Source organism: Desulfovibrio desulfuricans, from assembly GCF_024460775.1.
Lineage (GTDB): Bacteria > Desulfobacterota > Desulfovibrionia > Desulfovibrionales > Desulfovibrionaceae > Desulfovibrio > Desulfovibrio desulfuricans_E.
This window is the reverse complement of the sequence record NZ_JANFYZ010000005.1, coordinates 132,756-154,559: the sequence shown is the minus strand read 5'-3', so window position 1 is coordinate 154,559 and position 21,804 is coordinate 132,756. Positions and strand designations below refer to the sequence as shown.

Genomic DNA, 21,804 nt, shown 5'->3' with positions numbered 1-21,804 from the left:
CTTACCACTTGAGGGTGTGGGCCTGTTCGTTCAGTTCGGCGGCATGCTGCCCAGTGGGGCTGACTATCTGCACGCGCAGTTCATGCAGGGCTGGCCATGCGGAGAAAAGACGCACGTCCATGCCGCGCAGGGCTTCAGGCTGGGCGCATTCAAAAGTAAAGGACGCGTCCAGATCCGCATGACCGCCGTGTTCATCGTGCCCGGCATGTTCGTCATGGTCTGCATGCGCCTTGGGTTCAACCGCAGGGGCGGCAGACGCGTTCTGCTTTGATGCTTGCGCCTGTTCCGGCTGCGCGGCTGTCTTTGCTGCCAGCAGGGCCTCGGGCAGGGCTTCGGATTCCAGTGTTACCTTTTTGATGCGGCACTGGGCCTCGGCAGGAAAAACAAAAATATTTTCCGCCTTATGCAAGGTTGCCGCCATGTTCTGCACGGCCTGCCGCTGGGCTGCATCCCGTGGGGCGTGTTCAAAGGGCAGGGCGTTGGCAAGGGGGCTTTCAAGGCTGATTTCTACAATATTGCCTTCCACAGCCACGTCCAGGCGGGCCGCGCCGTGTTCATGCGGGCCATGTGCAAGCGCGGGGGCGGCTGCGAGCAGAACCGTGCAGGCCGTCACAAGAATCAGGTTTTTCATTATTTCTCCCATGTTTCTGGTTCAGAATATTAACGTTTTTTGAACCAGAAACTGAAATGATATATTATTGCATTTTTGTCAAAAGCGGCACTTCCGTCCGCCATCGCATGGCTGCTGTTGACCGAACTCTTGCACCGGCTGTTGCAGCGTCTGGAGTTTAAGCTATGTGGCGGCCTTGCCGCCGCCAGTGGGCAACGCGCAGCTTGTCGGCCACCATGGAAAGGCCGCACAGGCCGATGGAAATAGCCGTGGCCACAAAAACACCCCGGTAGCCGAAGCCCTCGTACATGACCAGCCCGCCGATTATGGGGGCAAAGATGCCGCTGGAATCGAAGGTGGCCATCATCACATTGGAGTTGATGGAACGGGTGGTGGGTGTGGAGCGGTCATAGACCATGGCCGCCAGCAGGGGGTAGAGCAGCCCCAGGCCCAACCCGTACAGGAAGGTTAGGGGAATGAAGGCCCACAGCGGCCCCCAGGCCAGCCCCAGCATGCAGCAGACCAATAGAACGCTGCACAAAATGGTAATTCTGTGGCGCGGCAGCGTATCAAGCCTGTTGCTGCCCACCAGACGCACAAGAATGATGGTGAGCGTATAGGTGCTGAAAAACCACGCCGGGTGCGCGCCGGTGATGGAGCACAACCCTTTCATGAAAAAGATGGCCAGTACGGTCATGATGCTGAATGTCATGCAGGCCATATACACAAAGAACAGGCCGGAATGGCTCACCGCATGCCACAGTTCCCGACCAGACATGCCGCCTTCTGCTTCCTGGGCCATTTCTGGCTTGCGCAGGCGTGGCGCCAGCGGCACCAGCATGAGCAGGGAAGGAATACCCAGCAGGGCCGTGAAGGCAAAGAGGTGCGGTTCGCCCCCAAGCAGGGCAAGTATCTGTTCCCCCACTGCCGGAATGATGGAGTAGGGCAGCAGCAGGGTGAGCGAAAAAATGGCAAAGCCGCGCGCGCTTTGGCCCTTGGGTATGCAGCTCACCAGCACGGACACCGTGCAGCAGGAGAACACGGCAAGGGCAATGCCCTGCACCACGCGCAACAGCAGAATCAGCTCAATGATATGGGGGCCGCCCACATAAGGGTAGGCCAGCATGACGCCGCTTGAAATGATGATGGCAATGCCCATGGGCAGGAGTTTGCCACGGCGCAACAGAACCACGCTTGCCACCTGCCTGAAAATCAGAACCATGACAAACATGGAAGAGAGCAGCACTCCCCGCCAGTTGGGGCTGACAGAGAGGCCTTCGAGCCATTGCTCAAAGCAGTAAAAAACGGCCACAAAGCTGTTGCAGCACATGGTCATGCAGAACAGCAGAACAAAATCACGGCTTAATAACGTCTGCGGCGGGTCAGGGAAGGCAGCGCCTTCCGGAGTTTGCGCAGGCGATGCGGCTAGGGGCGGCATGGGGCCTCAATCGTGTTGCGCCGCGTTGGCCCAGGCCGCCGTGCGGGGCCGGGTCCACCCCCGCAAAGGGTGTGCGGCTAATGATATTCGCCATTCAGGAACTTGGTGGCGTAGGATTGCACTGCTGCATCGTCCACCATGAGCATGTCCATCTGGCGGGTCATTATCAGGAGTCGTCCCAGTTGATCCAGGCGCGCGCACAGCTCATGCCTGGGGTATTTCTGGTAACGTGCCCGCAGTCTATCACCCGTTATCTCAACGGTAAAGCCCAGCTCTTTGAGGATCAGGCCTATGCACTGCACACGCCTTACGCGCTGGGCGTTGGCGGCAGCGCCCCCGGCAAATTCAAAGCGGATGTAGTTCTTGCTCAGGGTTTCGCCGCACCAGCAGTCAAGAATGGCATAGTGGTAGCCCACGCGGGACGAAAAATTGAGATAGCGGTCGGAAACTATGGCATAGCTGCGCTGGCCAAAGCGTGAACAGCCCTCCTCATTGCAGCCAATGGCGGTTTGCCCCATGACCGAAAGAAAACCGCGCATGTTTACAGGCCGTGGCCCACGTGCCTGCACCGCCGGATTGAGCATGCCGTCCAGCACGCACTTGAAAGGCACGCTCAGCACATCGTTGGGCGTTGTCTGGCGGGATTCCGGGTTACGCAGCCCGCCGCCCAGATCAATCACATGCAGATCAAGCGGCACCGTGCAGACCAGCTTGCTGGCAACGCCTGCGCAGTGATCTGTAACCCTGTCGGATATCTGGAACATCTGGGAATAGCTCAATTCGTGCACATAGCGCATGATGTCGTGCAATGATGTGCAGTGGCGGGGCGTGAATGTATCCGCGCGCGGATCCACCAGATGCAGCGGCAGAATGTAGGGTGCGATGCGCCGTAACAGCACCAGAGCCGGGCTGCTGGGGCGGGCCTGGGGCTTCACCAGCCGCAGGGCCAGCAGCTCCTGCACTTCGCCGTCAAAAATTCTGCCGGTGAGCGCATCCACGGTGACGATCTGCTCCTCGGCCAGAATACTGTTGGCGCCCGGCAGGTTCATAATGGTCGGCACGCCAAATTCGCGGCAAATGGAAGCCATGTGGCCGGTAAGACTGCCTGTTTCTGCAATGATGGCCGAGGCGCGGCGCATGGCCGCCATGGCGTTGGGCGAGGAGTGGGCAAGCAGCATGACGGCCCCTTCGGGAAAGTGCGTCATGTCTTCCCCTTCGCCCACATGAATAACAGGGCCGCACCCCACGCCCCGCGCGGCGATATCGCCGCCCGAGAGCAGGGGGCGCAGGTGCCGCAGGGCCGGGGCCGAATGCTCCTCAGAGGCGCTGTCCAGCCCCATGGGGCGGGTTTGCAGCAAAATAATCTGGTCGTCTTCGTCCACGGCCCATTCCATATCCTGCGGATACTGGTAGTGCCGCTCCAGCTCCATGACCATTTCAGCCAGTTTGCGCACCTGATCATCGCTGAGGCAGGGAACATCGCGCAGGGGATCGGGAACGGATTCGAGCGTGCTTTCCACAAGGCCGGTTTTGGTGCGTACAAGGCGCAGCCGCACTGTTTTATGGGCAATGGTGGCCATGGTGATCTTTTTTGTGGCGCGGGAAACAAGCCACTGGTCGGGTGTTCCCGAGCCATCCACGACCATTTCGCCCAGACCCCACAGGCCGTTGATGACAGTGGCGTTGGAGCGCAGGTCTACCGGATGGCGCGAAAAAGCCACGCCAGCGGCCTTGGCCCGCACCATTTCAACGCAGCAAAGGCCCATGCCCGTAGCGTCCAGATCATAGCCGTGCTCGGCGCGGTAGGTCAGGGCGCGGGGCGAAAACAGGCTGGCAACCACCTTCTTGAAGGCGGACAGCAGATCCTGGCGGGTAACGCCGAGGATACTGCGGTACTGACCGGCAAAGGATTGCACGCCGTCCTCGGCAATGGCGCTTGAGCGCAGGGCCACAACCACATCCGCGTTCTTGCCGAAAGCCGTGTCCCATTCTGCAAACAGGGCTTGCTCAACCTCTGCCGGGATGGGGGCTTCCTGCACGAGCTGCTCAATATTCTGGGAAATTTCTGCAATCCGCGCGGGCTTTTCCGGGTCAACGGATTTCAGCAGCTGGAAGAGGTTTTTGAACAGGCCCGGCGTGCGCAGCAAGAAATAGCTGCAAGCGCGGATAGTGATGGAAAATCCGCGCGGCACCGGCATATCAAGCATGTTGCGCAATTCGCCGAGGTTGGCGTTTTTGCCGCCAACGCTGTAAGCCATGCTGGCGTCAACCTCAGAGAGGGGCAGGGTAAACTGCGGCACATCGCCGCGCGTGTGCTGATCCAGCTCGTGCTCAATGCGCGCCGCAATGGAATGTACGGCGCTGCCCAGTGATATGTCGCACTGGCCCGACATTTCGCTGAGGGTCGAGGCCATGCGCTCGCAGTGAAATATGGCCCGTCGGGCCTGCTTGCGCACTTCGCTGGTTTCCATGTGCTTGTCGCCGCGCAGGGTAGCGTCCAGCCCGGCCATTACCCCGGCCAGATCTGCATTGGCCTGGAGCAGTTCCTTGAACGAAACATAGCGCTTGTTGAAGGCGTCCATGGCCGCCTCGCGGCCAACCCGGGGGGCAATGCCAAACAGTTTTTTCAGCAGAGAGGCCATACGGATATCCTTGATCGCAGATTTTCGTCATGCCCTGAAACTGATGATGCTGAATGTCTGATGCGTAAATGTCGCTCGTTAGCGTCCCTGCCCGATTACAATATATCTCTGCGCAGGGCCGCGTCCGTCCTTGCGCACAAGCCCCAACTGCACAAGCAGTTGCAGATCGTACTGGGCCGTGCGCATGGAAATGTTTTTTCCGGCAAGCGCTTGATATTCCTGCCTGCTGATGCTGCCCGAGGCCGCGATGGTCGGCCAGACCTCCATGACGCGCCGGTTGAGCTTGTCCGCAGAGTCCTTGCCGCGCAGCAGGGTATCCAGTTGTGCGGGGGCCTCGCTTTGCGGCTGAGGGGCAGGCTCGCCCACAGGGGCCTGCACGGGAATATCCGCGGCCACAGGGCTGACAAGCCTGGCGGGCAAGCCTTCTGCCGGTGCAGGATCTTCGGCAGTGGGCGTTGCGCAGAATCCCTGATCGCAAGGATCCTCCTGCGGTTTGCGCGATTCCTGCGCCGGAGCTGCCGCAGTTTCGCTCTGGCCTGCCGGAATGGCGTCGCTTTGCGCCTGGGTAGCCGCGCCAAGCTGAATATCTTCTGCAAGTAGAATGCCACCTTCGCAGAATGTCAGGGCCCGCGTGAGGGTGTTTTTCAATTCGCGCACATTGCCGGGCCAGTCGTAGTCCATCAGTTTGGCCATGGCTCCTTTGCTGACCTGCGGCATGGCGGCGGTCATTGCAGCCAGCCCGCCAGCGGGCTGTGCTCCGCCCTCGGCTTTCAGCCTTGCCTTGGCCTTGAGAGCTTCCGAAAGAAAATAGACAGCCAGCGAGGGAATGTCCGTCTTGCGATCCCGCAGCGGCGGCGTGTTGATGGTGATGACGGCCAGCCGGTAGTACAGGTCCTCGCGGAAAGTGCCTTTTTGCGAATCATCTATAAGTGATGCATTGGTCGCCGCAATGATGCGCGTGTCAAAAGGCACATCTTCATCGCTGCCAAGCGGCCTGATCCGTCTTGTGGAGAGCGCCCGCAGCAGGGCCTGCTGCACCTTGGGGGCCGCATTGCCCACTTCGTCCAGCATGAGGGTGCCGCCCTGCGCCGTCAGAAAAGCCCCTTTACGTGGCGCGCGCGCCTCGGTGAAGGCGCCTTTCACATGCCCGAAAAGCGTATCCATAAGCAGGTTTTCATCCAGCGCCCCGCAATTGATGGTAATGAAAGGCCCCGCAGCCCGCGCACTGAGCCTGTGGATGGCCTCGGAAACCAGCTCCTTGCCTGTACCGGTTTCACCCACAACCAGCACATCTGCCATCACCTGCGAGGCCTTGCGGACATTGTCGCACAAGGCAAGCATGGTGGGTGATGTGCCAATAAGGCTGTTGACGGGCAGGTCTTCGGGATGCGGCAGATCTTCCACTGGCTCGCGCTGTTGCTGGGCATCATCCTCTGCAGCTCGCAGGCGGCGGGCCTCCGCGGCAAAGCGCAAGCGTTCAAGCAGGGTGTTTATGCCAGCCTTGAGCCGTTCCAGTTCGCGCGGCAGTTGGGGCATATCTATATTCTTGTCGTCCCCTTCGGCGTTGCAGCGCTCAAGTTCCGCCGTTACGGCATTGAGCGATCTGCCCGTCTGCCGGGCCAGCCACCAAAGGCTAAGACCCAAAAGCAGCATGCCGCCAACAAAGGCCCCCACATAGATGCCCATGAGCTGCACGCCCGTGCGTGTGGTGGTAAAACTGGTGTCCAGTACCGCCAGACCGCCCAGTACGATTGTTGCCTGCGAAACCGGGCTGAAGGTCACCGGCACGTAGCTTACCCTCTCCACCCGCATCTGGCTGCTGCTCCACAGGGAGCTGTTTTCAGAGAGGGGAAGCTGGCCTGACTTGCCCTCCTGCACATCTGATACCATGTTCCAGTAATTGATGTGCTCAGGGCCGGGCCGGAATGCGGTGTTAAATCCCGGCCTGCCAAAATCGCCGATAAAGCCAGCGCGCACGGCATCCGTGCCCAGGCTGCGCTGGGCCAGGCCAGCATCCGGCACCTCGGACTGAAAGAGCATCCAGCCATCGCGGTCAAAAAAAAGTGTACGCACGCGCCCCTCATCGCCTGATGCGGCAATGGGGGCATTGGGGCCGGAGTAGGTGGACAGGATGTCCCGCAGCTCCCGCAGATCCAGCGAAAGCATCAGGTAGCCGGCAAACGTGCCTTCCGCATCATGAACCGGGGTGGAAAAACGCAGCACGTGCAGGTTGATATTCTGGTTGCTGCCCTTAACCGGCACCATGGAATAGGTCACTTCCACGGGCTGGGCAACGCTGACGTGCCCGGTGCGGTGTTCAGAAGCAATGGAGTGGAAGGGGCCGGTGGGGCTGGCAAGGGCCTGCCGCATGGGAACATTGATGATATCTCCGCCCGTGTTGACAAGCAGATAGCGGTTGTCAGGGGCCAAACCCTCAAAAGCCAGTTCCCTGTAGCGCAAGCCGCCAGCCTTGGCGCGGAATTTGAGCCGGTTGGCCATGTCTTTTTGATCCATGGAGCCAGCAGCGAGAATAAGAAGCTGATTGCGCGTTTCTTCCAGGGCCTGTTCCAGCGCAAGGCTCATTGCCTGTGACTGAAGCTGTGCGTTGCGCGCAATTGCGCGATCAAGAATGGCCTCGATACTGCTGCCCGTGGCAGTAAAAATAATCAGCAGTACGAGCGCCAGCAGGGGCAAACCCAGCATCAGCATGCGGCTTGCAAGGCTGCGATTCATAAAGAATGCCGTGAACTCCAGCGAGCTGCCCTGGGGAAGTGTTCTGTGTAAGCGCATGGTGCTCCCCTATTTTGTGCAAAAAAGCGCAATCTTTGAGCTGAGTATAAAAAACATTGCCCTTCGTGACAAGATTTTTCGCGCAAAAATAGAAAAAAAGGCGCAATTACAGGCAATAATTATGCAATGGCACAGCCTTTGCTAATACTTTCACATTCGAGGCAACGAGGCGGTGCCTACCCCCGACGGGAGTCATCGCAAAATGGGTAAGTGGTTGAAGTGGAGATGTCACATTTTGATGTGGAGGAAGTTATGAAAAGAATGCAGAGGCTCTGGACATGGCTTACAGGTTGCGCGCTGCTGGTTGCGGCACTGCCCGGCGCGGCCCTGGCTGCTGGCGGCGGCAAGGTTGCCAACGTTGTGGTGGTCGCCGATACGCGCAAACTTGACGGTATATTGTACTGGTGGGCTGAAATGTATAATGAAAGCCACTTCTTTTTTGCCATTCTGACTATGGCCATCATCCCGGTTACAGGTTGCATCCTGGGTTGGCTGGCGGATGTCGTCATGACGCACATCGGCATTGACCTCAAGCACCGCGAATTGTCCGAAAAGTAGTCGGAAGGAGGCAAGTTATGGAATGGTTGTATATTTTGATGCCCATTTCCGGCGTGTACATTTTCTGGCCGGGCCTTGTCATTCTTGGTTTGGGCGTTGGTATTATCGGCGGCTTCTTCGGCATGGGCGGTGCCTGGATGGTTACCCCCGGTCTTAACATCCTTGGTTTCCCCATGGCCTTTGCCATTGGTACCGACGTGGCGCAGATGGCGGGTAAATCGCTCATCTCCACCATGCGGCACGGCAAGTTCGGCAACGTAGACTACGGCTTGGGCCTGACCATGCTGGTTGGTACCATCGTGGGCGTGGAAGTTGGCGCGCAGATGGTCATGTGGCTGGAACGCCTGGGTTCTGTCGACAAGGTTGTGCGCTGGTTGTACGTTGTCCTGCTTGTGCTGCTGGCATGGCTTGTATTTCACGATATCGCCGCCCGCCGCAAGAAGGAACGCGAAGCCAAGGCCCAGAACAAGGAACTTGATCACGCGGCCACCGGCGTTGACTGGGCCACCCGCCTGCACGCCATCAAGATTCCTCCGGTGTTCCACTTCAAGCAGGCCAACATCACCTGCTCCGCATGGCTGCCCATCTTCGTCAGCTTCTTCACCGGCTGGCTGGCTGGTATCCTCGGCATCGGCGGCGGTCTTATCCGCATGCCCGCCCTGGTGTATCTTGTCGGCTGCCCCACCCATCTGGCGGTGGGTACGGACCTCTTTGAAGTCGCCATCTCCGGTCTCTACGGCACGGCTTCGTACGCATACAAGGGCCGCGTGGAACTGCTTGCCGCTCTCATCATGCTGTGCGGTGCGGCCATCGGCGCGCAGATCGGCGTTGTCGCCACCAAGTATGTAAAGGGTTACGGCATCCGCTTCGTGTTCGGCCTGGCCGTTATCGGCTGCCTCATCTCGGTTGTGTGCAAGCTGGTTGAAGCTGAATTCCCGGCATGGGGCTGGCTGCTTGGCCCGGCTGCTACGATCGACGTGCTCGGCTTCGTGTCGGCTATCTCCCTTTACATAACCGTCAAGATGGTACAGGGCGCCAAGGCGGAAATTGCCGCCAAGAAGAACCAGCCCGCGGCCAACTAGAAGGAGACCCGCCATGAAAATTCGTAACCTGATGCTTATGCTGGCGATGGCCTTCTCTGTTGCACTGCTCACCGGCTGCAACTTCGACGGAGGCGTGGAACAGGGACGTTGCGTGGCCTTTGATGCCACAGCCAAAACCCTCACCATCGTGGTGGACGTGACACACGATCAGTTTAACCCGCACTACAGCGGCGGCACGCATACCTTCAAGCTGCCTGTGGAATCCAAGGACATGGGCCCGACCCCCAGCGTGGGCGGCCGCCTGATGATCGACCTGGCCAAGAACACCGTGCTTATCTATGACCAGAAGACCAACAGCGTGCGCGAACTGGCCGTGCAGTTCACCGATGTGGAAAAGAACGTCGGCTCCGACCATCCCAAGGTCAAGGGCAAGACCTTCCCCATTATCGACAAGGATCAGCAGACCGTCACCGTGTACTCTGGCCGTCAGAAGTCTTTGATTACCTTCAAGATTCCTGCTGAAGCCCAGGATTACCCGGCCTATGTGTGGACCGCAGGCGACGAAATGCGGATTGCCTACCGCAATGCCGACAAGGCCCAGGCCATGCGTATCATGAACGTGTCCAAGACCAACATCTTCAAGAAGTAAACCCCCAGGGTGCCTACCCCCACCCTGCGCGCCGGAGCGGTTCGCCCCGCTCCGGTGCACCTCCGGTGGACAAACACACTCAGGAGAGCATCAATGAACAGTTACCGTCAGACCCTCTATTCCAGCATAATCCGGGTTGCGGCCAACGCAGTCATGGTTGGCGCGATTTTTGTGGGCATGTATCAGTCGGCCCACAGTTCTGGGGCCTCGGAACTGGTTTTCTGCGCATGGTTTTTTGGCATCACGGTGCCTACGTGGGCAGGGGCCTTCTGGCTCACCAAAAAGGTGCGCCAGGTATATCCCGCCGAGTTTCAGAGCCTTGTGGAACTGCCGCGCCTCGGGCAGCGGCTCGTAAGCTGGCACGTGGCCGAAACGTCCATGTGTCCTGTCATTGATCGCCGATAAATGGGAGCAGCAGCATGTCGTGTGTCATGACCATACCACAGGCGGGCAGGAAGGAACCTATGGGGGAATTCATCAAGAGTCAGGGTTGGCAAAACTGCCTCCAGACCCGTGCCCGGCAGCGCTATTGGGGCGCCCTGTGCGCCCTGTTGCTGGGTTTTGCCCTGCTGGGGATGCTTGACGGCCTGCAAGGCCTTACAAGGTCTGGCGCGGATGTGATCGAATTGCTGCCCGGCGGCAGCGTGTCCATATCCGGGCCGCTGACCATCAAAAATCCCGTCAACAGCGACCTCAAGGCGCAATTTACCCCGGAAAATCCGGCCCTTTTTTATGATCTGGAAGGATTCTTTGCGGGCTACTGGTTTGGCAACGGCATGTGGCGAGGCAGTGTGCGCGCCGATGCCGTGGCGGAACCCGGCAGTTACGGCCTGAAGGTTTCCTTCAGGGGTGCGGCTGCCAGCACCACGCAGCACTATACTGTTGTCGTGCATGCCGATGAAACCGCCATGCGGGCTGCGTCCACCTCGTATTTGCGCCGCATTACCGGCTATAACCCCTTTGTGCTGGCTGCGGGATGCTGCGGTCTGGCCCTGCTGGGCGGGGTTGTGGTGTTCAGGCTTGGCAGCAAGTACATACGCCAGTTGACAACCCTTGGCTGCGGAGAAATCGTGCGCGTGGAACAGAATGCTGACACTGCCGCGCAAGCGCAATCCGGCCACATCTGGTGCCTGCTGTATGGTCTGCGCGCGCCCGCAAAGGGAACGCCCTGCGCCGTTTATGATGCGCAAGGCATGCCCCTTGGCACCGCCCGCGCCCAAGAAGCAAAGAACGGTACGCTTGAACTGAATTTCGACTCAATCACAAGCCCGGCGGCAGAAGCCGGCGCGCCCAATACCGCCGTTCGTCCTGGCTGTCTTGTCCAATTGCGGCCCCCAAGGCCGCTCTCTCCTCCGGTCACAGACAGATAAGGTCGTTCGGTCTCCTGCGGCATGCACTTGGCGCGTCACCTGTGCATGCCGCTTTTTTTTTGCCCGCCGCATTCATCCCGCCTTGCCGCTCTTGCCGCCTGCTTTGCCATAAGCTATGCTTATTGTGTTGCATATGCCCCCTGAGGGCTTAAACCAAGGCGGAATTTTCATGTCTCAACTTTGCCCCTGCGGCAGCGGCCAGTCTCTGGACCAATGCTGCGGCCCCCATATTGAAGGCGCGTCCTGGCCCCAGAACGCAGAAAGCCTCATGCGTTCGCGGTATTCGGCCTATGTGCTTGGCCGCCATCAGTGGCTTGTGGAAACCACGCATCCCGACTACCGGGAAAATGTGGACGCCGACAAGCTGGCCGAGCAGACCAGGGATATAACCTGGCTGCGTCTTGATATTGCCGCGACCGAAAATGATGTTCCCGCCGGAGAACACGGCGAACTTTTTGATGTTGTTGAATTTTATGCCTATTATGAACTGGAGGGCATCCCCCGCCAGTTGGGCGAGCGCAGCTTTTTTCAGCGCAAGGACGACAAGATTTATTATGTGGACGGCGTGGCCCTGCGGCCTGACGCCTACCGCAGGCAGGAACCCAAGGTGGGGCGTAATGATCCCTGCCCATGCGGCAGCGGCAAAAAATACAAGAAATGCTGCGGGGCTTCCAAATCCTGATGATCACGGACGCAGAACGCGCAAAAAATTCCGGCAGGGGCAAGAATGGTTCTCTGACAGCCATCCGGCAGTTTTGTCTGGAGTGCCAGGGTGCGTCTGCCAAGGCGGTTCGCGCCTGCGCGGATGAAGAGTGTCCCCTTTGGGCCTGGCGGCTTGCCACACTGGCGGGCGAGGAATGCCCCGCCCCGGCGGAAGAAGCCGCGCGTCAGGCCTTGCGGGCCATTCGCAGGCAGTGCATGGGCTGTGCTGGCGACAGGGTAGAGGTGCGCGCCTGTGCGGCGCGTGATGCCTGCGCCCTGTGGCACTGCCGGTTTGGTGTGCGTCCGCAGACATACAAGGCCGTGCGGCGGCGTTTTTTTGCTCCCAAACCCTTGCGACTTTTGTAATGCGCCGCCAGGAACGCGGCGCAACACCACAGGAGGTATCCATGCCTCATTTGCTCGAATGGTCGAGAGCGTATGCTCATCGCCTTGACGCTGATTCTGCTGCGGCCCTGAAGGCGCGCGCGCCGGAAGTGGCCCAGAGGCTTCAGCGCGAGCTGGCATCCGGCGAGCTGCCCTTTATTTCCATGCCCTTCCGCGCCAAGCTGGAAGTGGAAATGGCCCCGCTGATTCCCCGCATCAAGGCCTACAAGCATATGCTGGTGCTGGGCATCGGCGGCTCTGCCCTTGGGGCGCGGGCCATGCAGCAGGCCTTTGCGCCGGGGCAGGACGGCCCAGCTCACCGCGGCCCGTGGCTGTGGATTGCGGACAATGTCTGTGCGGAGCGCTTTGAAGCCCTGCTCGGCAAGCTCAATCCCACGGAAACCGTGGTGGTGTGCATCAGCAAGTCTGGCGGCACCATTGAGACCATCTCCCAGTATTTTCTTGTGCGCGACTGGCTTAAGGCCAGCGTGGGAGAGGGCTGGCAGGATCAGATGATCGTTGTCACCGACGAACGCAAGGGCTACCTGCGCGAAGAAGCCAACCGCTATGGGCTGACCGCCCTTGAAGTGCCGGATTATCTTGGCGGCCGCTATTCGGCCCTTTCTGCTGTGGGGCTTTTGCCCGCGGCCTTTCTGGGCATAGACTGGCAGGCCCTGCTGGACGGCGCAGCCGATGTTGCCCGCCCCCTGCTGCAAAATCCAGAGCAGGTGGCCGAACATCCTTCGTTCGCCCTGGCCTGTTGGGCCAAGGCTCTGGAAGACAAGGGCTACAGCCAGTTGATATTTTTCAGCTACATCCCGCAATGGGCCGCCTACGGCGACTGGTTTGCCCAGCTTTGGGCCGAAAGCCTAGGCAAGGACGGGCAGGGCAGCCAGCCTGTGCCAGCCACCGGGGTGACGGATCAGCATTCCATCAACCAGATGTTTTTGAGCGGCCCACGCAACAAGGGGTGCATTTTCCTGACCAGCCGCGATCAGGCGCAGGGGCCCAATTTCGGCATGGATGTGCCGGATCAGTGGGCCTGGCTGCGGGCCAAGCCCTTTGGCAGCCTGCTTGAAGCCGAGGCCCTTGGAACCCGCATGGCCCTGTGCCAGAGCGGCGTGCCCCTGCTGCATGTGGAAATGCACAACAACGGCCCCCGCGCCGCCGGTTCGCTCATGCTGCTGCTTGAGGCGGCCACCCTGTTTACGGGCTGGCTCATGGGCATCAATCCGCTGGATCAACCCGCAGTGGAGCTGGGCAAACGCCTTGCCAACGCGCGGCTTGGGGCTGGCGGCTATGCGCAGGAAGAAGCCGATCTGGCCGAATACCTTGCCGTACCCAGAATGGAACAGAAGTTTTAAGCAAGTGAACGGCGCGGGGCCGTTGCCAAAGGCAAAAAAACGGTATCCCGCGCTGGTTGCAACCCTTTGCCTGTGTGCCGAAATGTGCTTCAGGAATGGCGGTGGCCGTCAGGCGACGGCTTTCGGATATGCCTGGGGTTTTTATAACCTGTCGCGTAGCGGCGGCTTTGCGGCGGGGCGCAGCGGTCGTTTTCCCTGCGCCCCGGCGGTGGTGGCAGAAGTGCCGCGCCGCCCGGAGCCGCCGCGCGCGCAAAGGCATTGTCATGTTCAGAAAAAAGCAGCGTAACGAAGCCTGCATCCGCCAGTGCGAGGATGCCTGCGCCCAGGCTGTAGACACGGATAGCGCGCTGCCAAGTTACGCCCGCACATTATCCTGGCTCTCGCTGGTGGTCATTTTGCTGACCAGCCTGGGGCTTTCTTTCTTTATTTCCAACTCTGCGCGAGAGACTCTGCTTACGCGGCAGGAGAACTTTGCCCAGCAGCTTGTGGAAAACCTCAATAGCCAGATATTCCGCCGATTCGCCTTGCCCACCTTGCTGGGCTACGGGCGTATCGCCCTGCGTCAGCCAGAACAATATGACAGGCTGGATCAGGTGGTGAAGTCCGTCATCCACGGCTTGCCGGTCGAGCGGCTGCGCATTTATGATTTTTCGCGTCTGGTGGCGTATTCCACCAAGAAGGAAGATCTGGGCCGCGCCGGGTTATCCCCGCCATATCTGGACGACATTCTGGGAGGCGGAGCGCCGAGGTCGGAAATCATCTCGACCATGCCGGGCTGGCAGGCTCCTTTCCGAGTGCCGTTGCAGGAAGGCTCGTTTGTGCTGCGCATTCTCTACCCCCTGCGCGGCGAACCCCTGCACCCAGGGGAGGAAGCGCCCATCATGGGCGCGCTGGAGCTCACGCAGGACATTACGGGCGACTATGAGCAGGTGCTCACGTTTCAGGGCATCATTGTTGTCATGTGCCTGCTTTCGTCGGTGATCATGTTTGGCCTGCTGCTCATGCTGATCCACAGGTCGGAGCGGGTGCTGGCGGCGCGCATGTACAAGAACAGGCTTCTTGAAAACCAGTTGCACAGTAACGAACGGCTGGTGAGCATGGGCAGAGTGGTGGCCAGTATCGCGCACGAAATTCGCAATCCGCTGGGTATCATCCGTTCCAGCGCCGAGTTGCTGCAACGCCGTACAGACAAGGCCGACGCCAGCACCCGCCGCATTCTTGGGGCGATTTATGACGAGGCTGTTCGCCTTTCGCAGACAGTCAACGACTTTCTGGACTACGCCCGTCCCCGCCAGCCCAAGCAGGACGTTGTGGACGTGAATGTGGTGCTGGATCAGGTTCTGGCCTTTCTTGAAGGCGAGATGGGGCGCTGCGGCGTGGCGCTTGAGCGGCAGTGCGAGAGTGGGCTTTTTACACCCGGCGACAAGGATTTGCTGTACCGGGCTTTTTACAATATCCTTGTAAACGGCCAGCAGGCGATGGATGGGCCGGGCGTTGTGCGCATAAATGGGCGCATTGACGACAACGGCCACGTTTGCATTGAATTTCTTGATTCTGGCCCCGGTTTTGACCCCGCTACGCTACCCAACCTGCTGGATCCATTTTTTACTACCAAGGACGGCGGCACAGGGCTTGGTTTGCCCATTGTGCAGTCGATCATCTCAAGCCACGGCGGTGTCATCAAGCTTGAAAACGGCCCCGAGGGCGGGGCGCTGGTAAGGGTTCTGTTGCCCAGAGCCCAAACTGGCGCATAGGATACATAATGAGCGAAAAAGCGCATCTTCTCATCATCGACGACGAAAAAAACTATCTGCTGGTGTTGCAAACCCTGCTTGAAGACGAGGGCTATGCCGTCACGGCCATCAGCGACCCCGAAACCGCTCTGGCATTTCTGGACGAAAGCGAAGTGGACGTTATTGTGACCGACATGAAAATGCCCAAGGTCACAGGGCGAGAAGTGCTTGAGCGGGTTAAAAAAAACTGGCCGTACATTCCGGTGCTTATCATGACGGCCTTCGGCTCCATTGAAAGCGCTGTTGAGGTCATGCGCTACGGCGCATTTGACTACATCACCAAACCTTTTTCCAACGACGAACTGCTGCTTTCCATCCACAATGCCGTGGAACTTTCACGGGCGCACCGCCAGTACCGGTTGTTGCAGGAAGTTATGGAAGACCGCTACGGCGTCCACAAGATTGTGGGCCGCAGCAGGGCCATACGGGACGTTTTGCTGATGGTTGAGCGCGCTGCGCCCAGCCGCTCCACGGTGCTCATTACCGGTGAATCCGGTACGGGCAAGGAGCTGGTGGCCCGCGCCATCCACTATACCAGCCCCCGCAAAGACAAGCCCTTTGTGTCGGTGAACTGCATGGCCCTGAACCCCGGCGTGCTTGAGAGCGAACTTTTCGGGCATGAGAAGGGATCATTTACCGGTGCTGTCGCCATGCGGCGCGGGCGCTTTGAGCAGGCGGACAGCGGAACGCTGTTTCTGGATGAAATTGCGGAACTCACGCCTGACCTTCAGGTCAAACTGTTGCGCGTCCTGCAGGAGCGGCGTTTTGAACGCGTGGGCGGCGGCGAGGAAATTGAGGTGGATATTCGCGTGGTGGCGGCCACCAACAAGGATCTTGCCGCGCTGGTGGAGAAGGGGGCATTCCGCGATGACCTCTACTACCGCCTTAACGTTGTGCAGGTTCCCCTGCCGCCCCTGCGCGAGCGCAGGGAAGACATCCCCCTGCTTGTGGCGCACTTTGTGGAAAAGGTCTGCACAGACAATTCCATGCCGCCCAAGACCTTCAGCACGGAAGCGCTGAACTACCTCACGGGCTACGAGTGGCCGGGCAACATCCGCCAGCTTGAAAACGTGGTGGAAAGCTGCCTTGTGCTGGTGCCGGGCAATGTCATTGACGTGGACAATCTGCCCGCCGAGATCCGCGATGAAGAATCGCAGTTCAAAAGCGCGGTGGACCTGCTGCCCGTACAACTTGATCTGGCTGATACGCTTGAAAAGATTGAAGCCGCGCTTATCCGCCGTGCCCTGGTGAGGGCGGAGCTTGTGCAGGTCAAGGCAGCAGAATATCTTGGAATTTCAAAAAGCCTGCTGCAATACAAGCTCAAAAAATATGGCATCACCGGCCATTAATTAGTTTTTGGGGCAGGGCAGGGGGCAAGCATTTTTGCCTGCATTGCTTTGGGAATTACAGCCAACACACAATTTTCGCAGACATGCTGTCTGTGTTTCAGCCCCTCCATAGATATGGAAAACAGGGCGTCCTGGCTTCGGCTGAGGGCGCCTTTTTTATTTTTTTTCATGTCTTGCTGAGTAAAAAAACTATTTAAATACCGCGATGGTATGTTGGGCAAAACAGGGCGAATATGCCAGACCAGTTGCAAATTTGCGTCAGGGGTCTTTACAGAAATGATATTTTTTTATAGGTTGAGCAACCAGTCAATAGACTGAACGGTTTTGACATGCAAAGGCTCACAGCAGGTAATTGCCCACAGGCATATTGCGTGGTATCACTTCTTAAAATGCTGTATTATCGACAGAACGAGTGATCAAACAGGCGGTATTATTTCTGAGTGTTTTGTTGGCTAAGGTTGAAATCTGACCGTGGTTAATATTTGCGTGACGCTGGATTTTGATCCCGTTACATCTGGCAGAAAAAAGGGCCGCGCTGCATGCGCGACCCCCGAATAGTGATGACCAAAAAGCCAGCGACCAGAAGTTTTACCCCCGGCGCTTGGCGAGACGCTTTCTGAGGTTTTCTGCCACATCGGCAGGATTCATGTGGACGCGGGCAATGCCGCTTTCCATGGCGGCCTTGGCTGTGGCGGCTGCTACCAGAGGAGCCACGTCCGGGTTCAGGGTCGAAGGAATGATCATGCCGGGGCTGAGCTCTTCAGGTTTGACGAGTTCGGCAAGGGCCTTGGCGGCGGCGATCTTCATGGCATCGTTGATGTCGGTGGCGCGCACGTCAATGGCGCCCCGGAAGATGCCGGGGAAGGCCAGCACGTTGTTGATCTGGTTGGGGCAGTCGGAGCGGCCCGTTGCCACCACTTTTGCGCCGCCGTCAAAGGCGCGCTGCAGGGGCCATATTTCGGGGATGGGGTTTGCCTGGGCAAAAACAATGGGATCCTTGGCCATGCTGCGGATCATGTCTTCGTTCAGGGAATTGGGCGCGGAAACGCCAATAAAGACATCAGCGCCCTTAATGGCCTCGGCCAGGCCGCCCTTGATCTTGTTGGGATTGGTGTGCTTGGCGATTTCATCCTTGTAGGGATTCATGCCTTCGGGGCGGCCCTGCCAGATAGCGCCCTTGGAATCGCACATGATGACGTTTTTGAGTCCCACGGCCATGAGCAGCTTGATGATGGCAATACCCGCAGCGCCAGCGCCGCTGGTGACAACGGTCACTTCATCAAGTTTTTTGCCAACAATTTTCAGAGCGTTGATAAGACCGGCTAGAGTAACAACAGCGGTGCCGTGCTGGTCGTCATGGAAAATGGGGCCTTTGAAGATGCCGTTCTTTTTCAGGGTGTCTTCAATAACAAAGCATTCAGGGGCCTTGATGTCTTCAAGGTTCACGCCGCCAAAGGTCGGGGCCATCAGTTCAACCAGCTCCACGATCTTGCCGGTGTCCTTGGTGTCTACGCAGATGGGGAAGGCGTCCACATCGCCAAAGGTTTTGAACAGCAGGGATTTGCCTTCCATAACGGGCATGGCTGCGGCAGCGCCGATGCTTCCAAGGCCCAGCACGGCAGTGCCGTTGGAAACAACGCAGACAAAGTTGGAGTGGTTTGTATAAACATCAAGCATTGCGGAATCTTTATGAATTTCCATGCAAGGCTCGGCAACGCCGGGCGAGTAGGCCAGGGTGAGGTCGTCGTTATCGCGCACAGGGGCTTTGACCCGAACCTCTATTTTCCCCTGATATTCCTTGTGCATGGCCAGGGCTTCTTCCCGCAGGTTCTTGATACGTGACATCACTTGCTCCTTCATCTGTTTGTCTGCCGTGACAGTGTAAAAAGTGCGCCTGTCGGCGCGGGGCAGCCTCAGTTGAACATGCTCGCAAAAAAGTTTTTGGGCCAGCAACAATGTGGCATTGCGGGCAATCGCCGGAAGTAACCGGCCAGCCGCAGCATTTTGTGTCGGCCTTCTTGTATAAGTATACAGAAATTCATGGGGTAAGGAAATATCTTATGAAAATTTTGTAAAGGTTTATGGGATTACTGCTTTTTTGATGCATACAACTTCTTGTTTTTTCAAAAAGATGCGATGTACCGCAGACCTCAAGGAGAAACGAATTTCGCCATGAATACCGAAAATTCGAAAAATATGGATGCCGAGGCACAGGCCGGAAGAAAGCGCAGTATCCAGCGGCCCAGAGTGCACACCGAGGTGCTGAGCTGCCTGCTGGATGACATTCAGAGTGGCGTTTATCAGGTTGGGCAAAAGCTGCCCTCAGAGCGCGAATTGATGGACGAGTTCGGCGTGGGCCGACCTGCTGTGCGCGAGGCGCTTTCCGGTCTGGCGCGCATGGGCCTCATTGAGGTATCACCCGGCATGCGCGCCCGCGTGTGCCGCCTGACGCTCAAGCCCCTGCTGCGCGAAATGAGGGCTACACTGGAGATTTACTCCAGTTCGCCTGACGGCTGGCGTCAACTGCACGATCTGCGGCTCTTTTTTGAAACCGCCGTGGTGCGCCGCATGGCCCTTGAAATAACTGATGAACAGTTGACCCACCTGGATGAGCTGCTGCAAAACCAGCGCAGATTGCTGGATGCATCGGAAATACGCGCTTTTGCCGAAGCGGATATTGATTTTCACCGCTATCTTGTGGAGTGCATGGGCAACAACTTTCTCGGTCTGTTGGCCGAAGGCTTTGCCGGATGGCTGATCACGCCTCTATACGCCTCCTTGCAGGTACGCAAGCAGAGCGAACGGTCATACCGCGCTCACGTAGGCGTGTACGAAGCGCTTAAAAAGCGTGATCCTGACCTGGCGGAAAAGGCCATGCGCACCCACCTGGACGAAATGCGCGGTATTTATCAGGTGGATGTGATGGTTGATGAGGACGAGCCAGCGAAAGATCAGAACTAGTACGGCTTCTGCCCGTATATTGCAGCAGAACCGGAACTGCCGCTGTGCTCTCTGGGTGCGGCGGCAATTCCATTTTGCGGGGCCGGTGGCTGGCGTGAGTTCGCAAGGACGCAAAAAACCGCAACGGGCTACCGTTGCGGTTTTTTGTGGGCCGGACACCCGGCAACGTCTGTTGCCGCTGCTTCCTTTCGGACCTGACGGGGTTGGCAGTGCTGCCGCCGTCCGGCTTGGCAAGACACTTACCCGCAAAGAGGGTCGGCTGTCAATGGCTGTGCTGGCTTTTCGCCTGCGTAGCACTGTCGCCCAGCAGGGACGTGGCGTTGCTCATGATGGTTTCCATCTCCGCATCCGTGAGGCTGGCAAGGCGTTGCAGGCGTTGGCGCTCTTCCACTGGGTCGTACAGCGGCCAATCTGTGCCAAAGAGAATACGTTCTCGCGGAAATGCCCCAAGAAGTTTTTTGGCAAGCAGCGGGGTAGCAAAGGGCGTTGTGCTTGAGGTGTCAAACCAAAGGTTTTCAAACCTGTTGCCAGCAAGTGCATCAAGCGCATGCGCCCACATGCGGTAGCCGCCAAAATGCGCCGCAATCACCCGCATGCCGGGGAACTGGCGCAAAATGGCCGCCAGTTTGTAGGGGCAGGAGGGGTTTTGGGCGGGCGTTGTTTTGTCGCCAATGTGAATTTCAAACACAAAGTCTTTTTGCGCCGCTTCAAAAATGGGCAGAAGGCGAGGGTCGTCCAGCCAGAAGCTCTGAAAATCCGGGTGCAGCTTGATGCCCCGAATGCCGGCGGCCTTGATGCGCTTAAGCTCGGACTCCCAGTCTTCATAGCCCGGATGCACCGTACCAAAGGCGATGACCCTGTCCTCGTGCTCTTTTTGCAAGGTGATGGCATAGTTGTTTGCAGGAATAACCTGGGCCGGTGCTGTGGCAGCGCACAAAACCACGCACTTTTCCATTTCGGCCTTACGTTCGCGCTCCAGCAGGTGGGCGATGGTGCCATCGCCCGCGCAGTTGACGCTATAAAAATCATTCAGGTGATCCACTGCCTTGTGCGCTATCTTGGGATGAAAGGCGTGGGTGTGTATGTCGATGTACATGATTGACGCTTATTTTACCCCATTCACCACATTGACGGGGGTTCCTGCATGCCAGCGCCGGATGTTCTCCGCCATGAGGTCAATGATGTTTTGCCGCGCACGTGTGGTAGCCCAGGCAATGTGCGGCGTAATCAGCGTATTGGGCGCTGAAAATAGGGGGTTGTCGTCCTGCGGAGGTTCCTGCGCAAGCACGTCAGTGCCAAGGCCCCGCAGATGCCCGGATTTCAGGGCTTCGGCAGCAGCGGCTTCATCCACCAGCGGCCCACGCGAGGTATTCAGCAGAATAGCCCCCTTGCGCATGGACGATAACGTTTTGGCATTGATGATATTGCGTGTTTCCTTGGTCAAAGGGCAGTGCAGGGAAACCACGTCTGATGCGCAAAGCAGGTGCTCAAGCGTGGCAAAGGCAAAGGGGCCGTAGGACGGCGGATCCTTGGGGGTGCGGCAGTAGGCGAGTACGCTCATGCCAAAAGCGTGGGCCAGTTCACCCATGCGGCGGCCTATGGAGCCAAAGCCAATGAGGCCCATGGTCAGACCTTCGAGGCACAGAGGCGGGATCTTCCAGTAGCACCAGCTTTTTGACTTGAGCCAGTCGCCGTTTTTGACGCTCTCGGAATGCAGGCTTGTATGGCGGCACAGCTCAAGCAAGAGCGCCATTGCATGCTGTGCCACATCGCTCACGCCGTAAGCAACAACGTTGCACACAGGAACATTGCGGGCGGCCAGCGCATCAACGTCTACAATATTATAGCCGGTGGCGAGAACGCCAACCATGCGGACATTGCTGTCCAGTTGCTCAAGATTTGCGCCAGTCAACGGAGTTTTGTTGACAAGCACCACGTCTGCCCCCTTGGTGCGCTCTGCAACCGCTTCGGTGGGCGTGGTTTCATAAATGGACACATCGCCAAGGGATGCGATCGGACCCCAATCCACATCGCCGGGATTGAGCACCGCACCGTCAAGAATGGCTATTTTCATGCAGGTAACCTCTGTTGCCTGCACTGTATCCTGTGATGCCGCTGCCCGCAAGTTCCCGGCGCAAAGTCATATATCCG

The 21,804-nt window shown here is 58.4% G+C and carries 19 protein-coding genes and 1 other RNA gene; 12 read left to right on the top strand and 8 right to left on the bottom strand.

The genetic code is table 11. The features are described 5' to 3' along the window. Window position 1: 1 nt before the first annotated feature. The 4 genes from NE637_RS08030 to NE637_RS08015 all read right to left on the bottom strand — a co-directional run bounded on the left by NE637_RS08030 (window position 2) and on the right by NE637_RS08015 (window position 7,480). Window positions 2-631, bottom strand: coding sequence for a DUF2796 domain-containing protein (locus tag NE637_RS08030; protein WP_215647832.1), 630 nt, complete (start codon window positions 629-631; stop codon window positions 2-4). A 157-nt stretch (window positions 632-788) separates the two neighbouring features. Next, window positions 789-2,048 carry an MFS transporter gene (locus NE637_RS08025; protein WP_215647831.1) on the bottom strand — a complete coding sequence of 420 codons (1,260 nt, stop codon included), beginning with the start codon at window positions 2,046-2,048 and terminating at the stop codon, window positions 789-791. 77 nt (window positions 2,049-2,125) lie between these two features. Continuing rightward, window positions 2,126-4,690 carry a PEP/pyruvate-binding domain-containing protein gene (locus tag NE637_RS08020; protein WP_215647830.1) on the bottom strand — a complete coding sequence of 855 codons (2,565 nt, stop codon included), beginning with the start codon at window positions 4,688-4,690 and terminating at the stop codon, window positions 2,126-2,128. Between the two features lie 78 nt (window positions 4,691-4,768). Continuing rightward, entirely contained in the window at window positions 4,769-7,480 is a 2,712-nt protein-coding gene (locus tag NE637_RS08015) for a sigma 54-interacting transcriptional regulator (RefSeq protein WP_227118216.1), read from the bottom strand. Window positions 7,481-7,732: 252 nt separating this feature from the next. On the opposite strand from NE637_RS08015, the gene NE637_RS08010 reads away from it, so the two are divergent. The 11 genes from NE637_RS08010 to NE637_RS07960 all read left to right on the top strand — a co-directional run bounded on the left by NE637_RS08010 (window position 7,733) and on the right by NE637_RS07960 (window position 16,692). Further along, window positions 7,733-8,038 carry a DVU0150 family protein gene (locus tag NE637_RS08010; RefSeq protein WP_192112853.1) on the top strand — a complete coding sequence of 102 codons (306 nt, stop codon included), beginning with the start codon at window positions 7,733-7,735 and terminating at the stop codon, window positions 8,036-8,038. A 17-nt stretch (window positions 8,039-8,055) separates the two neighbouring features. Then, window positions 8,056-9,120 (top strand): sulfite exporter TauE/SafE family protein, encoded by a 1,065-nt coding sequence (locus tag NE637_RS08005; protein WP_227118215.1) that lies wholly within the window; start codon window positions 8,056-8,058, stop codon window positions 9,118-9,120. A gap of 13 nt (window positions 9,121-9,133) precedes the next feature. After that, window positions 9,134-9,730 carry a DUF4881 domain-containing protein gene (locus tag NE637_RS08000; RefSeq protein WP_227118214.1) on the top strand — a complete coding sequence of 199 codons (597 nt, stop codon included), beginning with the start codon at window positions 9,134-9,136 and terminating at the stop codon, window positions 9,728-9,730. Between the two features lie 93 nt (window positions 9,731-9,823). Continuing rightward, window positions 9,824-10,135 (top strand): hypothetical protein, encoded by a 312-nt coding sequence (locus tag NE637_RS07995; protein ID WP_192112856.1) that lies wholly within the window; start codon window positions 9,824-9,826, stop codon window positions 10,133-10,135. 59 nt (window positions 10,136-10,194) lie between these two features. Continuing rightward, on the top strand, window positions 10,195-11,100 hold the full coding sequence (locus NE637_RS07990) for a hypothetical protein (protein ID WP_215647826.1): 906 nt from the start codon (window positions 10,195-10,197) through the stop codon (window positions 11,098-11,100). Between the two features lie 169 nt (window positions 11,101-11,269). Continuing rightward, complete coding sequence (locus NE637_RS07985) at window positions 11,270-11,782, top strand: YchJ family protein (protein ID WP_022658268.1); 513 nt, start codon at window positions 11,270-11,272, stop codon at window positions 11,780-11,782. Beyond that, on the top strand, window positions 11,782-12,168 hold the full coding sequence (locus NE637_RS07980; RefSeq protein ID WP_192112858.1) for a hypothetical protein: 387 nt from the start codon (window positions 11,782-11,784) through the stop codon (window positions 12,166-12,168). The genes NE637_RS07985 and NE637_RS07980 overlap by 1 nt, the downstream gene beginning before the upstream one ends. A 41-nt stretch (window positions 12,169-12,209) precedes the next feature. Then, the gene (locus NE637_RS07975) at window positions 12,210-13,550 is read left to right on the top strand and encodes a phosphoglucose isomerase-related protein (RefSeq protein WP_227118213.1); all 1,341 of its coding nucleotides are present in this window, start codon (window positions 12,210-12,212) and stop codon (window positions 13,548-13,550) included. Beyond that, on the top strand, window positions 13,486-13,836 hold the full coding sequence (locus NE637_RS07970) for a hypothetical protein (protein ID WP_215647845.1): 351 nt from the start codon (window positions 13,486-13,488) through the stop codon (window positions 13,834-13,836). The genes NE637_RS07975 and NE637_RS07970 overlap by 65 nt, the downstream gene beginning before the upstream one ends. After that, window positions 13,814-15,304 carry a sensor histidine kinase gene (locus NE637_RS07965; RefSeq protein WP_215647824.1) on the top strand — a complete coding sequence of 497 codons (1,491 nt, stop codon included), beginning with the start codon at window positions 13,814-13,816 and terminating at the stop codon, window positions 15,302-15,304. The genes NE637_RS07970 and NE637_RS07965 overlap by 23 nt, the downstream gene beginning before the upstream one ends. 8 nt (window positions 15,305-15,312) lie before the next feature. Next, window positions 15,313-16,692 carry a sigma-54-dependent transcriptional regulator gene (locus tag NE637_RS07960; protein ID WP_192112861.1) on the top strand — a complete coding sequence of 460 codons (1,380 nt, stop codon included), beginning with the start codon at window positions 15,313-15,315 and terminating at the stop codon, window positions 16,690-16,692. Window positions 16,693-17,280: 588 nt separating this feature from the next. Here the strand turns inward: NE637_RS07960 and NE637_RS07955 are convergent. Beyond that, window positions 17,281-18,537, bottom strand: a complete 1,257-nt coding sequence (locus NE637_RS07955) for an NAD(P)-dependent malic enzyme (RefSeq protein WP_192112862.1) — start codon at window positions 18,535-18,537, stop codon at window positions 17,281-17,283. A 327-nt stretch (window positions 18,538-18,864) separates the two neighbouring features. On the opposite strand from NE637_RS07955, the gene NE637_RS07950 reads away from it, so the two are divergent. Beyond that, window positions 18,865-19,653 carry an FCD domain-containing protein gene (locus tag NE637_RS07950; protein WP_225529982.1) on the top strand — a complete coding sequence of 263 codons (789 nt, stop codon included), beginning with the start codon at window positions 18,865-18,867 and terminating at the stop codon, window positions 19,651-19,653. Between the two features lie 144 nt (window positions 19,654-19,797). On the opposite strand, the gene ffs is transcribed toward NE637_RS07950, so the two are convergent. The 3 genes from ffs to NE637_RS07935 form a co-directional block, all read right to left on the bottom strand. After that, an RNA gene (gene ffs, locus NE637_RS07945) (signal recognition particle sRNA small type) lies at window positions 19,798-19,883 on the bottom strand. Window positions 19,884-19,915: 32 nt separating this feature from the next. Next, complete coding sequence (locus tag NE637_RS07940) at window positions 19,916-20,749, bottom strand: amidohydrolase family protein (RefSeq protein ID WP_192112863.1); 834 nt, start codon at window positions 20,747-20,749, stop codon at window positions 19,916-19,918. Between the two features lie 9 nt (window positions 20,750-20,758). Further along, window positions 20,759-21,727 (bottom strand): D-2-hydroxyacid dehydrogenase, encoded by a 969-nt coding sequence (locus NE637_RS07935; RefSeq protein ID WP_192112864.1) that lies wholly within the window; start codon window positions 21,725-21,727, stop codon window positions 20,759-20,761. Window positions 21,728-21,804: the final 77 nt, after the last annotated feature.